Source organism: Actinoallomurus sp. NPDC050550, from assembly GCF_040655075.1.
Lineage (GTDB): Bacteria > Actinomycetota > Actinomycetes > Streptosporangiales > Streptosporangiaceae > Actinoallomurus.
Map to the genome: position 1 here is coordinate 22429 of NZ_JBFAJC010000040.1, position 13574 is coordinate 36002.

11 protein-coding genes are annotated in these 13574 nt (G+C 67.4%); 6 read left to right on the forward strand and 5 right to left on the reverse strand.

What is annotated here, in order from left to right; all coding sequences use genetic code 11:
* Positions 1-223 precede the first annotated feature (223 nt).
* From AB0I04_RS38530 to AB0I04_RS38550, 5 genes are all read left to right on the forward strand, one after another.
* Positions 224-1378 (forward strand): alkene reductase, encoded by a 1155-nt coding sequence (locus AB0I04_RS38530; RefSeq protein WP_360896471.1) that lies wholly within the window; start codon positions 224-226, stop codon positions 1376-1378.
* Between the two features lie 15 nt (positions 1379-1393).
* Positions 1394-2029, forward strand: coding sequence for a TIGR03086 family metal-binding protein (locus AB0I04_RS38535; protein WP_360896474.1), 636 nt, complete (start codon positions 1394-1396; stop codon positions 2027-2029).
* 186 nt (positions 2030-2215) lie between these two features.
* Entirely contained in the window at positions 2216-2590 is a 375-nt protein-coding gene (locus tag AB0I04_RS38540) for a hypothetical protein (protein ID WP_360896477.1), read from the forward strand.
* 521 nt (positions 2591-3111) lie between these two features.
* Positions 3112-3978, forward strand: a complete 867-nt coding sequence (locus tag AB0I04_RS38545) for a tryptophan 2,3-dioxygenase family protein (RefSeq protein ID WP_360896480.1) — start codon at positions 3112-3114, stop codon at positions 3976-3978.
* Positions 3979-4312: 334 nt separating this feature from the next.
* Positions 4313-5653, forward strand: coding sequence for a hypothetical protein (locus AB0I04_RS38550; RefSeq protein WP_360896483.1), 1341 nt, complete (start codon positions 4313-4315; stop codon positions 5651-5653).
* Positions 5654-6364: 711 nt separating this feature from the next.
* Here AB0I04_RS38550 and AB0I04_RS38555 read toward each other — a convergent pair.
* The 3 genes from AB0I04_RS38555 to AB0I04_RS38565 all read right to left on the reverse strand — a co-directional run bounded on the left by AB0I04_RS38555 (position 6365) and on the right by AB0I04_RS38565 (position 8478).
* Positions 6365-7033 carry a hypothetical protein gene (locus tag AB0I04_RS38555; RefSeq protein WP_360896485.1) on the reverse strand — a complete coding sequence of 223 codons (669 nt, stop codon included), beginning with the start codon at positions 7031-7033 and terminating at the stop codon, positions 6365-6367.
* 122 nt (positions 7034-7155) lie between these two features.
* The gene (locus AB0I04_RS38560; RefSeq protein WP_360896488.1) at positions 7156-8181 is read right to left on the reverse strand and encodes a LacI family DNA-binding transcriptional regulator; all 1026 of its coding nucleotides are present in this window, start codon (positions 8179-8181) and stop codon (positions 7156-7158) included.
* A gap of 177 nt (positions 8182-8358) precedes the next feature.
* The gene (locus tag AB0I04_RS38565) at positions 8359-8478 is read right to left on the reverse strand and encodes a helix-turn-helix transcriptional regulator (RefSeq protein ID WP_360896491.1); all 120 of its coding nucleotides are present in this window, start codon (positions 8476-8478) and stop codon (positions 8359-8361) included.
* Positions 8479-9367: 889 nt separating this feature from the next.
* On the opposite strand from AB0I04_RS38565, the gene AB0I04_RS38570 reads away from it, so the two are divergent.
* Complete coding sequence (locus AB0I04_RS38570; RefSeq protein ID WP_360896494.1) at positions 9368-9784, forward strand: hypothetical protein; 417 nt, start codon at positions 9368-9370, stop codon at positions 9782-9784.
* 28 nt (positions 9785-9812) lie between these two features.
* On the opposite strand, the gene AB0I04_RS38575 is transcribed toward AB0I04_RS38570, so the two are convergent.
* Together AB0I04_RS38575 and AB0I04_RS38580 are read right to left on the reverse strand one after the other, a co-directional pair.
* Positions 9813-10274 (reverse strand): hypothetical protein, encoded by a 462-nt coding sequence (locus tag AB0I04_RS38575; RefSeq protein ID WP_360896497.1) that lies wholly within the window; start codon positions 10272-10274, stop codon positions 9813-9815.
* Positions 10275-10792: 518 nt separating this feature from the next.
* The gene (locus tag AB0I04_RS38580) at positions 10793-13549 is read right to left on the reverse strand and encodes an AAA family ATPase (protein WP_360896499.1); all 2757 of its coding nucleotides are present in this window, start codon (positions 13547-13549) and stop codon (positions 10793-10795) included.
* Positions 13550-13574: the final 25 nt, after the last annotated feature.

Sequence of the window (13574 nt, forward strand, 5' to 3'; positions counted from 1 at the left end):
GCCGGAGTTCAGGCTTCGCCATAAGGCACAGGATTTGGCCTTTGGATGATGGAGTGCTACGGTGAGCGTAACGCACAGATCGGTGCTTTAAGAGGGTGTCATGCCGTGCCGTGTCCGTCCGCCGCGCCTCCTCGGCGCTCAGGGCTCCGGACGCGAGACGTAGCCGTCCGCCCGAGGCTCCCTTGATCGACTTTCATACTCATTCCCTGGACAGGAGTCCCCAATGAGCTTCACGCAGCCCGTGCTACTGCCGTACCGCCTGGGCGACATCGCCCTCGAGAACCGCGTGGTCATGGCGCCGCTGACGCGGAGTCGCGCCCGCAATGACGGTCTGGTGCCCACCGATCTCCACGCGGAGTACTACACCCAACGGGCCTCCGCCGGACTGATCATCTCCGAAGGCATCTGGATCAGCCGTGACGCCGTTGGATGGCACGACGCGCCCGGCCTGTTCACCGACGAGCAAGTCGCCGCATGGCGCGAGGTGACAGACGCCGTCCACCGTGCGGGGGGCGTCATCTTCGCTCAGCTGTGGCACACAGGGTCCGCGTCCCACCCCGACTTCTTCGACGGCCGCCCGCCTCTCGCCCCATCGGCCGTGAACCCGGGGCTGCCGTCGCCCACGCCCACCGGCCGCAAACCGACCGTACGGCCACGGGCGATGACGGCGCAGGATGTCCGCCAGACCATCGCCGACTATGCGACCGCCGCGCGGAACGCGATGGCGGCCGGCTTCGACGGAGTACAGCTGCAAGCGGGCTTCAACTACTTGATCGGCCAGTTCCTGAACCCGCGCACCAACCTGCGCGACGACCTCTACGGAGGCTCGATCGAGAATCGGGCCCGCTTCCTCTTCGACGTCATCGAAGCGGTCGGTGAGTTCGTCGACCTACGGCGCGTCGGTGTGAAGGCCGGACCGGCCTGGTCGGAAACGGGGGAATTCGTCGCCGGGCCCGACGCGGTGGCGGACAGCGAGTATGTGCTCGGGCGGCTCAACGACTACGGTCTGTCACATCTACTCCTGATGGGAACAATGGTCGACCCTGCCGGAGGTCCGCTGGAGCACCTGGCCGGCGACGGCATGTTCCGGCACTTCCGGAATGTCTACCACGGCACCATCATCGCCAACGTCGGCTTCGATCAGCAGCGGGCGAACCGGATCCTCTCCGATGACCTTGCGGACCTGGTGGCCTTCGGCACGCCGTTCATCGCGAACCCGGACCTGCCGGCTCGATTCGCCTCCGGCGCCCCGCTGGCCGTGCCGAAACTGGACCTCATCTACGGGCCGGATGCCGCCGGTTACACCGACTATCCGCCGTCGCACGCGGTACGACCGGCCTCGGCGACGAGCGCGGCCGAACGGAGCAGCGCAGCCTGAACGAAAGGTCCTCACATGTCAGATCCATCGTCCCCGGAGCAGTTGGGGCAGAGCATCAATGTCTTCATGCGGGTACTCACCGGCGTGTCCGTCGATCGGTACGGCGATGCGACGCCCTGCGCCGAGTTCACCGTGAGGGGCCTGGTGAACCACATGGCCAAGATTTTCCTCATGGCCGAGGCCCTCGGCAGGGACAGGGAATGGGATCCCTCAACCGCGACCGCGGACCCCATGCCGTTTCTCGCTGAAACGCCGGAGTCGGGATGGCCGCCTCTCCTCGCTGAAAGAGCCCAAGCGGCAGTGATGACATGGGCCGACCCTCAGGTGTGGGAGGGAGAGGCGAGCATGGGCGGTTCGCTCATGGCCACCGCCGCGCTCGGGGGGATATTGATCGGGGAGTTCACCGTTCACGCCTGGGATCTGGCCGTGGCCACCGGCCGGTTCCTGCGGATCCCCGATCACCTGGCCGCGTCCACATTGGAGACCTACAGGCGGGAGGCTCCGCGGATGCGCGGCCTGGGACTGCTCGGCGACGAAGTGACGCCGGACGCCGACGCCTCCCTGTTCGACCAGGCACTGGCCCTTTCGGGCAGGGATCCGCATTGGGGTCCGCCACCGAGGGCCGCCCGCGCCCTCGGCACTGACGCATAGACGGCCAGCCCTACCCGGCGCGACCAGAAACGTCTGGCGTGATCTAGCTCACAAATTACCTCGATCGGAATCGCTCCCTGTACTGAGGGCCGTGTTAACTACGCCGAGCTTGCGCAGGCCCGTGCCTCACAAGACGCCAGGCGGAGGCTTACGCCTCAAGTCTTCCGATCGAGGGAAGGATCGATGATGTCCAAGAACGTTTCCAATCGTGCTCGCATTGCCGTAACGGCGGTGGCCATGGCCGGTGCCGGTATCGCGGTCTCGGCCGTACCGGCGTCCGCGGCGGTGTCCAACACCTTCAAGATCTGCGCCAAAGGCAACTACGCCGCCTACGGCGTGATCCCCCAGCAAGGCTACGCCGCGACCTTCCTGGCGTACCCGGGGACGTGCCGGTCGATCGGCCTGGGCGGCGGTACGACGTACGCCAAGGTCTACGGGGTTTACAACACCCACCCCGACGTTTCCTTCTACGTTGGCACCGCGCACTTCAGCGCCAGCACCGGGTGGACCGGTGGCGCCGAAGGCACCACCACCTCGCCCTATCTGGTGAACTTCGGCTGATCAACGGTTACGCCGGTCCCCTCCAACGGCATCCTTTATGACTACGTCGACCAGACCGCCATGGCCCGTAAGTTGGCGTTGCTCGTCTCCCTCGGCGTGACCAAGGTGTCCGTTTGGCCCTCGGCGGCGGTAACCCCTGGTTCACCCGCTGAGGGCCTGACTGCGCGCGTGCAGCACCGCCGCAGCGTGCCCGTCCCACGGGAGCGGCTCGGGCTTTGACCATGTTCTCTCGGATGGAGAGCGGCGGGGGAGAGCACGCGCCGGTGTCCGGCGGGCACCGGAGTTCCCGGAGGCTCCCGGGGAGTTCGGTCCGGCGGCCAGGCACGCGGTGAACCGAACGCCGTGGTCTACGTATGTCGGATTGTGACCGACCGGCTGTCGCCACCACGTACTTCAGTGACTCGGGCAGAGCCGAGTTCACTTCTGATCCGTCCTCGCCGGACGAAATGACCCGGTGAACAAGTCGGGTGAGTGGCAGGCGGTCGGTGTTCATCGCTGCGTGACAAGGAGCCAGGCGGAAAATGGGAATTGAGGGAAGCCGCGTCGGCGAGGCCGAGTCGCTGCTCGACTTCACTGTCGGCAGTGTCGAAGAGGGCGGTACGCCTTACATCGGTGACTCCCACGTCGAGGTCCTGCTAGGCCTGCGGTACCCGCGTACCGACCAGTCGGCGGAGCTGTCGTTCTACGTCACCGGAAAGGTGCAGGAGCTGTTGTTCAAGCTGCTGTTCACCGAGGTCAACGCGGCGCGAGACCTGCTGCTGGACGACTATTTGGGGCCGGCCCTATGGCGCCTGCGCCGTGCCGGACACGCTCAGCGGATGCTCACCACCTCCTGGAAGCAGGTGAGTACGATCGCGCCTGCGGAGTTCGTGGCGCTCCAGGACGAACTGGGGGGTATGGCGCCGGAGTCACAATTCCTCATGTACCGCTCCTTCGGGTATAGGCGACTGGAGTTCGCGCTCGGCGGTAAATCGCCGGAGATCGCTGCCGTGTACGCGGCGGTGCCTCGGCTCCGCACCTTGATCGAGGCGACGCTGCGGGCGCCGAGCCTGTACGACGGGGTGCTGGCCCTGTTGCTGCGCCGGGGCGTGAACATCCCGGTGGAGTGCGTCGAACGCGACTTCGCCCGGCCGTACGAGCCGCATCCCGCGGTCGAGCAGGCGTGGGCCGGGATCTACCGCGAGGCGCGCGGGGAGCTGTACTCACTGGCCGAGGCGCTGACCGAGCTGGACCACCAGTACGACCGCTGGCGCACCACCCATCTGCTGACCGTGGAACGCCTCCTGGGCCACAAGCCGGGAACCGGCACGCCGGGCGCGGTGTGGCCGGGCCCGGTCGCCGAACACCGGTTCTTCCCCGAGTTGCGGGCCGCCCGCTCGGAAGTATGACATCCGACGGCTCGGGCAGCGGCGGTCGTCTGAGCAACGAGGCGGGCGGCATCGGTGGGGCGGGTGACTTCGGCCGTGAAAGGCCGGCGCGCGCCCGCCGTTCAGTCCATTGGATACCGCGACGACTCTGATCGGTTGGCCATTCCGTCGCATCTGCCACGACCACAGGTCGATAATTCGTCCCAGCCGGATCAGGAAACCCGTCTCCTCGAGTGCCTCGCGGTGGCCATGCAACGCCGCCGCCCGTCGACCGCCATCGCTGAGCTCTGACGGCTCGCTAATTCCCACCTGACCGGCCGGCCGTAGCCTCCCCCAGGCCGGTCGAGGAGAGAGAATGCCAACGAGTGCACAGACCGTGGGGCAGCGGATCGCGCTGCTACGGCGAGCCCACGGGCTCACGCAACAGGCGCTGGGCGAACCACTCTGCCGCGCAGGCGACATCGCAGTATTCGAATCCGGGCACCAACAGCCTCCCAATGAGTTGCTTCGGCTCCTCGCCAACCGGCTGAGCTGCCCCGTGCCCTACCTCACAGACGGTGTTCCCGCGAAAATCCAACACCACATCGATACGGCGTTCACCGTCGCCGAGCAGGTGTTCTTGCGTAGTGATGCCTCGGCCGCCCTTGAGCGCTACACCAGACTACGGTCTGCGACCACGATCCTTCTGGGCCGGCGAACCGAAGCCGACATCGGCGCCGCCCTCGCACACGAAGCGAACGGGGAGTACTCCGATGCATTCTCGGCCCTGAAGCGGGCTTCATCGCACCTTCCGGTCGGCAAACCGCAGTGGACCATCAGCCAGGCTGCGATGATCCGGTGCCGACGCCTGGCCGGTGACCCGGACAGCGCCGAGAACACTGCCGATGCCGCGAGATTGGAGATCCAAAAAGAAGCACATGAGACGGCCGGCCCCGCCAGCGTCCTCATCGACACACAACTCCTCGCCGTGTACGCCGATCGCGGTGACCACCCGAAGACCCGGCGACTCGCCACACACCTCGCTCACCAGCTCGAAAACATCCCACCCGAGATCGAGTACGGGGCCTACCACAGTCTCGCCTACGCCGCGATAACGACAGGCGACGCCGAAGCTGCCCTCTCGTGGGTCTTCAACGCCTACCGCATCGGTTCCGCCTACTCCCTCGAGCCGCCAGCGCGTCTGATCGTTGACTGCATCAGGCGGCTCGAGGCGGTTCCTCATGCCGAGACAGCCGCTGCAGCCATCGCCGAGCTGCGCCGCCGCGCGACAGCGCGCGGCTTGAGCCCAGACAGCTCAGCACACCGGTTCGTCCGCCAGGTCCGAGCCATGCTCGAAGCCGGCATGGTCGCTGAAGCGCTGGAGGACTGCGACGCTCTCCTTGGCGCGGTGATCGGCGCCTCACTCAAGGCCAGCCGTGAGGTCATCGCCGCATACGGTGAGGTACTGGCCGCCACCGGCCTGCGACCAGACGAAGCCGAAGTACCTCTGCGTGAAGCATCTGATCTGCTCCAAAACAGGCCGTTCCTCACCGCTAACGGAGCCCATCGATCCCAGCTCGATATGCTCGTGGCGACCGAAATAGCAGCCGACTGGATGCGTCAAGCCCTCTCCAGCGCATTCAGCGCCCCGAGCGGACGGTCGCCCTATGACCCGCCGCAGGAACCACCGGCCGTTCGGGAGCACCGCCGGTTCTGACAACCTGTAGAACGCGATACTCGCTGTTGGGTGCCCGATGCTGACGGATCGAGCGCAGCGGACATCGGCCTGTCCTCTACACCCCCGAACGGGATCCGCGATCCGGGCGTACGTGCCGACCGGCGTCCATCTCGATCGCGTGCGATCCCCCTTGCTTCAAGCTCGCGCATAGCGAACGCCGCCGTCCACCGACCGCAATCACTGGGCTCTGACGGCGCGCTAATTCCCACCTGACCAGCCGACCGTAGCCTCCCCTAGATCGGTCAGGGTGAAGTTGCCTCGGTTCTGTAGACACGTCGGGGCTTGCGGCTATGCGGCAGCGTAGCCCGGTGGTTGAGCGTGTCTCCTCTCAGAGGGCGTTTCATCCCGATTCTATGACCCCATGAACCGGACAAACGGGCACGCACTAACACGGATGTGCGACTTTGAAATCGCCTTGGACCGGCAGCGCCCCTCGACCAGCAGGGACCAATAGGAAGTTTCCACCTCATCACCAAACCAAACGAAATCCGAACGACCTATACGAACTAAACGGACGCTGCGAGCACCGCTTCTGACCGCGCGAATGCGAATCGACAGCACGAACTACCGCGAAAGCCGCCAGCCGCAAAGACGGCTTTTTCTCCTGAACGTAGGCGAAACGCCCTCTAAGAGGGCGTTTTGTAGGTTGATGCCGGTCATGTCGCAGTGTGATCGCTTGGATTTGTAGCGTTATCGCCGGTCGGTGGGGTCGGATGTGCTGGGATGGCCGAGTGAGTGCTCCGGGCGCAGCGCACGACCGTGCGTCTCCAGCAGGTGCAGAGCGAGGATCGCGTAGTCGATGTCGCCGTCGCGCGCGGATCCGTTGACCCGTCCACGCGTGGTCTCCGGCCAGTTGTCCACGAACTCGAAGCCATCCGGCATCGGGTCCAGAACGGGGAAGTAATCCGTGAGCGGGTACGCGTCCGCGAGCACCAGGTAACCCCGAATGCGTTCCGCGGTCCAGTGATCGCCCTCCTCCACGGGCTTGCCGAGGTTGCAGCCGGCGATGCGTCCCAGCCACCCCGCGTGTACCTGGTCGGGGTAGCCGCTGGAATCGGCCGCGAGCGCCGGCACGGGGTCCACGGCGGCGCGGATGTCCTCCAACGCGTCGGGTTCCTCGTAGGCCCAGCCCGGCAGGCGCGTGCTGTCCCCCATCACGTCGACCAGAGCGAGCAGCGCGGCGCGGTCGTCCGGATCGGTGGCGTTCGCGGCGCAGACGACATCGTCCACGTCGTACCCACTCTCCCGGCGTTGGGCGACCTCGTCTGCGAGGAGGTCCCTGGGCCGGCAGGCGTCCTGGGTGCTGTGCCGATACGCCTCATCGAGCTCGATGGCGGAGCGGGGAGAAGTTCGAGTCATCGAATTGGGGATCTTTCTGTTCTGCGTCCCGGGCCTCAGGAACGCCACCGGGTTTACGTACAAATCGTTTTGCATCAAGAGCGAGGGCGACGCCCGCGCCACGATCGGCTCGGCCGATGCGGTCAGGCGGACTCTCTCACGACGAGTCGGGTGGGCAGGACAGTGCGCCGGTACGGCGCGTCCGGCCCGTTCTCGACGCGCCACAGGATGGTTCGAGCGCAGGCGTCGCCGACTGCGGAGGCGGGATTGACGACGGTCGTCAGCCGGGGTGTCACGAGGTCCGCCGTTTCGATGTCGTCGAATCCGACGATGGCGATGTCGTCGGGCACCCGCAGGCCGGCCCGGCGCGCGGCCTCGAGCGCACCGATCGCTATCAGGTCGTTGGCGCAAAGGATCGCGCGCGGGCGATCGGCGCGATCCAGCAGGCGCGCCGCCGCCGCGGCTCCGCCGTCCCGCGCGAACGGCCCGTACTCGATCCACCGCTCCCGAACCTCGAGGCCCGCGGCGGCGACGGCCCCGCGGAACCCGGCGGCGCGGAACCCGGTCAGGCGAAGCGACCCGGTGACGCTTTCCGGGGGGCCGTCGATGAATCCGAAGTCGCGCACGCCCTTGCGCGCGAGGTGAGCCACGGCCTCGGTCAGGCCACGGGTGTCGTCGGTGCCCACGCAGTCCGCGGGCATCTCACTGGTTTCGTGCCCGATGATGACAAGAGGCATCGCCGGGCCCACGATCTCCCGCACCTCCGCGGCGGACAGCGCCATGGGCTGCATGACCACGCCGTCCACACCGCGCGCCGTCATCTCCTCCAGCAGCCTCCGCTCCGTCTCGGCGTCGCCATCGGTGTTGCCGATGAACGAGACGTACCCTTCGATCGCCAGCACGTCGTGGACCCCGCGGGCGACGGCCGGGTAGTAAGGGTTCGCGATGTCGACGAACACGAGGGCCACCGACTGGGTCTTTCGGCTACGAAGGCTCCTGGCCACCATGTTCGGGCGGTAGTTCTGCTCCTCGATGGCCTTCAGGATCCGCTCGCGCGTGTCCGCGGACACGGTCCGTTTGCCACTCAGCGCATGGGAGACCGTGGTGGGACTGACACCGGCAGCGGCGGCCACGCTCGCAATGCTGGGGCGGTCTGGATCTCGCGACATCGCGTCACCTTCTCGGGCCCTGGCCCTGGGGACCATGCAAATCGTTTTGCGGGTGATTGAGCTCGCTTAGCTAACGGGAGGAGGGAACGCCCTGTCAACCCCAGCTGGGTACCCAGAATTCGGCCGGAACCGGTGGTACCAGGCAGCCATCCCCCGCGCCGAGCACCTGTATGAGATCTACTTGAAGGAACGCGCCACCCGCCCGGGTGCGACGCCCATGGCCTTGGCGAGTTGGACCTGGGTGAGGCCGTTGCGTTTGCGTTCTTCGGCGAGGCGGCGTCCGCTCTGGCGGGCCATGAGGACTTTGCGGCGGCGCTCGGCCTCTTATTCGCCGCCGACACGTTCGATGTAGGCGGCGCGATCCCACTTGGTGTAGCTGGTCCTGCCCGGTCTCCTCTGCTCTCCCAGATCGAACGCGGCGAGGTATCCACCATCGAGGCGATCGCCGCCTGCGTCAATCGCGTCAGGGCTGGGCGCCCAACGTCTGCGCCGTCCGGGCCGGGCTGGTACAGGAACCGGGGCTTGCAGACGGCTCCGGCGATCAGTTGTGCCGCCGGCTCGAGCGCGTGCTTGGTCATGGGAGGCTCCGTTCTGGATGGGTCACCACGCAGCGTCCCTCGGCGCTCGCATCTGTCGAAGTCCCTGGGCGGGGCTCGCGGTCCCCGGCGGTGCCCTCCGGCGGTTGCGGACCAGCTGATCACAACCGTGCGGGGTGCCAGAATCGGTGCAGGGCGGTTGACCTGGGCATCTACCCTCGAGGCCTTCGACGCCTCGGTCCGGGCCAGCAACACCAACCAGCCGATCATGCGAACAAAGGTCAGATACAACAGTCGGGGGAACACGAGCTCACCGCCGACAGCCGTGCGGCGGTCCACGCTGGGTTGGCCGGGCTGGGGACGGCGCTGCAGCTTGACGGGTGAGCAGCAAGGAGATGCGGCCGCGCCCTCCGAAATCGCTCCACTCCTCAAAGGGCCTGCGCGCCGCATGCGTTACGCGATGCCGATCTGTTTCATCCTCCTCGAGCCCGCCGTGTCCTCGATCACGTATCACGCGTAGTCCTTCTCAGACCCCGCACTACGTGCGTCGCGTGATTTCCACGCCTGCCGATGACGGGCAACATCGCACGAAAGTCCGCACTGGAAGCCGGAACGGCGCCCACTCAGCACAGCAGGGATCCCTCATGCCAATGATCGACGTGTACGCCGCTCGGGGAATCATCAAGGACCGCAAGGGTTTGGCGCAGGAGCTCGCTCAAGCGATCATGCGCTGGGAGAAGGTTCCCGTCATTCCGTTCTTCACCGACAACACGGCCGCTTTCATCCACGAGCTGGACGCGGATGCCTTCTCCACCGCGGGTGGCAGCAGCGACCACGTGCGCGTCGCCGTGACCACCAACGCCGGTGCGCTAAACCGGGAGCAGCAACTCGGCCTGGTCAAGGAGATCTCCGAACTGGTGGCCAACGCATCGGGAGACCCCTCGCTGAGCGAACGTACCTGGGTCGCCCTGACCGAAGCGGTCCCCGGCGGCTGGGGCATCGGCGGCCACGCCTACACCAACGACGAAATCGTCCAGCACGTGCGCGAACTCCTCGGCAAGGAGTGAGACCCCGAAGGTGACCTGGTAGTCGCCGTCAGAAGTAGTGCGCGTCTTCGATGTCGATCGCGAGGAACGTGGATTCGAGGGCCGGCGTTCCGTTGGGGTTGCGTACATGGACCCGGCACCGGGTGGGCACGACGATGCCGTCGAAGTGCCGGTGTCGCGAGGCGTAGTGCACGGCCGGTCCGGGTCCGAGCAGGTCGAAGCCGAAGTCGATGCGCCGCAGCAGGCCCTCCGGGCCGAAGTAGAAGGTCTGTTGCTTCGACGGGGTGGCGAATTCGTCCAGGTAGGTGACGTGGAGGGCCTGCCAGACGGCTCCATCCTCCTGCCAGGGCTTTCCTTCCTCCATGTGGACGACGGAGCTCAGGAGGTGGAAGGGGACAGTGAGATGGTTCCACAGGACCTCCGCCGCGAAGTACGCGGCGTGGAAGTCGTCCCATGGTGTCTGCCGGGTGTGGGAGTCGAACCGGGCCCGGGGATCGAGTCGCTCGGCCACCAGGACCCCATCGTCCTGCTCGATGGTCTGGTGCTGAGGCTCCCAGGTGGTGTGGCGTCCCGGTCCAGGGTACGGAGCGATGGTCAGGCGTTGATCGCGCGTCTTTCCGGTGATGGCGATGTCGTCGAAGAGGCCCCTTTGCCCTTGACCGCCCAGATGGCTCCTTGGACGCGGGCGCGAGCCCGGAGGCGGGACAGCGTGCGCCAGTGTTCGGCTCCGCCGTGGGCCCGAACGGCCTGAGCGAGCAGGTCCTGCATGGGCCTCCTTCTGGTGCCTTCGACTTCGCCGCGCGATGGCCCCGCTAGGAGTCACCCGATCTCGCCGAGAATGACCTGCGCCACTCCATCCGCGTGGGAGAGCCGATGGCGTGGGAACCGGCCCTCGCGATCACACTCCGCCGAAAGACCCGCCCCGCCATCCCGTGCGGTACGTAGTCGGCGACCACCCCTACTACGTGGCCCGAGGCGCCTTCCCGCAGGCGATCGATTGCCCCGTGGTCCTGGTCGGCGTCGCGCCCCTTACGCCGAGGTGATGCGATCTCGCCGGTCGGCCAGCTCGCGCCGGGAATGGACGTCGAGTTTCCGGAACACCTTTCGCAAGTGGTAGTCCACGGTGTGCACGCTGAGGTAGAGCTGGGCCGCGATCTCGGCGTTCGTGGCCCCGCCGGCCGCCAGGCGGGCGACGCGCGCTTCCTGGGGAGTCAGCCGGCTGCCACCGCCGCGCGCGTTCCCGCCGGGCTGAACTGGATCCCCGGCTGCGGACAGCTCTTGTGCCGTTCTGGCCGCGTAACCATGAGCGCCCATCGCGTCGAAGAGCTCATAGGCGATCCGTAGCTCGTACCGCGCCTCTTTGGTCCTGCGCTCTCGCCGTAGCCATTCCCCGTAGAGCTGATGGCTCCGCGCCCTGCGCGACGGGCCTCGGGTGTTCCCGTGATGCTGGATGGCCCGCAGGTACAGCGCTTCCGCCGCCGAGGGGTCGGCGGTGATCAGTGCCTGCGCGCGGGCGAGGTCACCGAGCAGGCCCGGGATGGGGGTCCTGTCGGCGAGACGGGACAGGTGTTCCAGCAGATGCGTCGCCGCGTCGTTCTCGCCGGAGCGTGTCGCTGCCTCGACCATGTCGACGAGAGCGAACTTGACCTGGCAGGTGTCCCCGATCTTGTCTTCCAGGCTGAGGTACGCCTCGTGGTACCGGCCCTGGCTCAGCTCGATCACGCTGCGTGCGTAGTCGCAGAAAACCAGCTGATATCCCTGGCCGGTGCGGGCGGCGTGCTCCTGGACGGCTTCCGTCAGCGCACGGGCCTCCTCGAACCGTCCGCGCCACGCGGCGACGAGCAGGGCGCCCAGGTACAGCTGTGAGCCCCGGGCTTCTTCCAGCGCCGCACGCTGGTCGAAGAGGCGCTCTGATTCGGCGATGCGGCCGGCGATCAGCTCGGACAGCGCCGTGTGGCTGAGGGCCAGGGCCATCGGGATGAGGGCACCTTGCCGTCTGGCTTCGGCCTCCAGCCGCCAGGCGAGTTCGTGCAGGGCGATGTCGTCGCCGAGGATGGTCGCGTGCGAGCAGGCAGCGGCCAGCCACTGGAAGAGTTCAGGAGCCGTCGACTTCTCATGCCGTACCGCCTCAATAGTCTGCTGAAGCCGCGGGCCTGCGGTGCCGAGCCCTTCGAGATGGACCGCCGTGTCGGCTTCGAGCACCACGTCACCCGTCGTGGCCTGCATCCCGGCGGGGAGCGGGAGGGAACGGACCGTCTCGGCCACGCTGAGGCGTGATGCCCCCTGCGGCGCGAGCGAGCCGCTGATCTGCGCTTGGACGAGCGCTTCCACGAGGATGTCGCGAGCAAGACGGATGTCGACGGGTCCCAGCTCCCGGGCCGCCGCCAACAGGGAGTAGGTCGCTTCCGCCGGCGCGCCCGTCAGACGGTGGATCCGCGCTTGAACGCGCTGCACCAGGCCGTTGTAGCGCCGGTCCTCGCGGTAGGCGGCCGCCTCGTCGAGCAGAGCCTGGGCTCGCCCAGGTGAGCCCGCCACTGCGCCGGCCTCCGCCGCCCCCAGGAGACGGCGGGCACGGGCGGGCAGGTCCGACGTCAAGGATGCGGCGCGCGCCAGAAGCGTCGAACTGCCGGTCCAGCCGCCGCGGTCGCGGATGCGCTCCGCGGCGCGCTCGAGTTCGGTCGCCACGACGTCGTCCGGGTCGGTTGCCGCCACCGCCAAGTGCCAGGCGCGCAGGTCGACTTCGCCGAGCCCTCCCGCGACCTCGGCCAGGACGGCGTGGACCCTCGTACGCTGCGACAGCGGGGCGCCGTAATAGACGGCCGAACGGATCAGAGGATGGCGGAACTTGACGGTCTCCCGGATCGATAGGAGGTGCCGCTCCTCGGCGGCCGCTGCGGCGTTCGCGTCGAAACCCAGTGCCGGACCGGCCCGCCACAGCACGTTCGGATCACTCGTGGGATCGGCCGCGGAGGCCAGCAGCAAAGTCCGCGTCTGCGGTGGCAGCGCCAGCGCTTCGCGCAGGTACACCCGTTCCAGGGCCCGGCCGAGCGGGATGGGCTCCGGCAACGGCGCCTCACCGCTGAGCTGATCGGAACTCAGTTCCCGGCCCGCCTCGATCAAGGCGAGAGGATTGCCTCCGGTGGAGGCGACCACCCGGCTGCGGACGTCGGGATCGAGGACACCGGGCACCAGCGACTCCAGCAGCCGCCCGGCCGCCTCCGTACCCAGACTGGTCACGGCCAGTTCGGGCAACCCCGCCAGATGGTCGATGCGGTCCGTCTCGTCCCGGATGGCGAACACCATCGCGACGGAGTCCGCGTACAGCCGGCGAGCCACGAAGGCGAGCACCGCCGAGGACTCCTCATCGAGCCAGTGGGCGTCATCCACCAGGCATAGCAACGGCCTGTCATCGGCACGCACGGCCAGCAGCCCGAGCGAGGCCAGCCCGACGAGGAAACGGTCCGGCGGACTGGTCCGCTCCTGAAGCCCGAGCACCTGGCACAGTGCGGCGCGCTGCGGCTCGGGCAACGTGGACAACTGAGCCAAATGCGGCCTGAGCAGCTGGTGCAGCGCGGCGAAACCGAGCTCGGCCTCGGACTCCACGGCGTCGAAACGCATGGTCTCGAAGTCGGCGGCCGCCGTGAACTGAAGGTGATCGAGCAGTGCGCTCTTGCCGGTCCCGGGCCCACCCCGCAGTACGACGACCGCGCTCATCCCATGCCGGGCGGCGTCGAGCGCTGCCGTCAGCCGACCGCATTCCTCGTCCCGATCGAACAGCTCGTCCACTGGTCAACCCTAAGGCGCTGAAGAG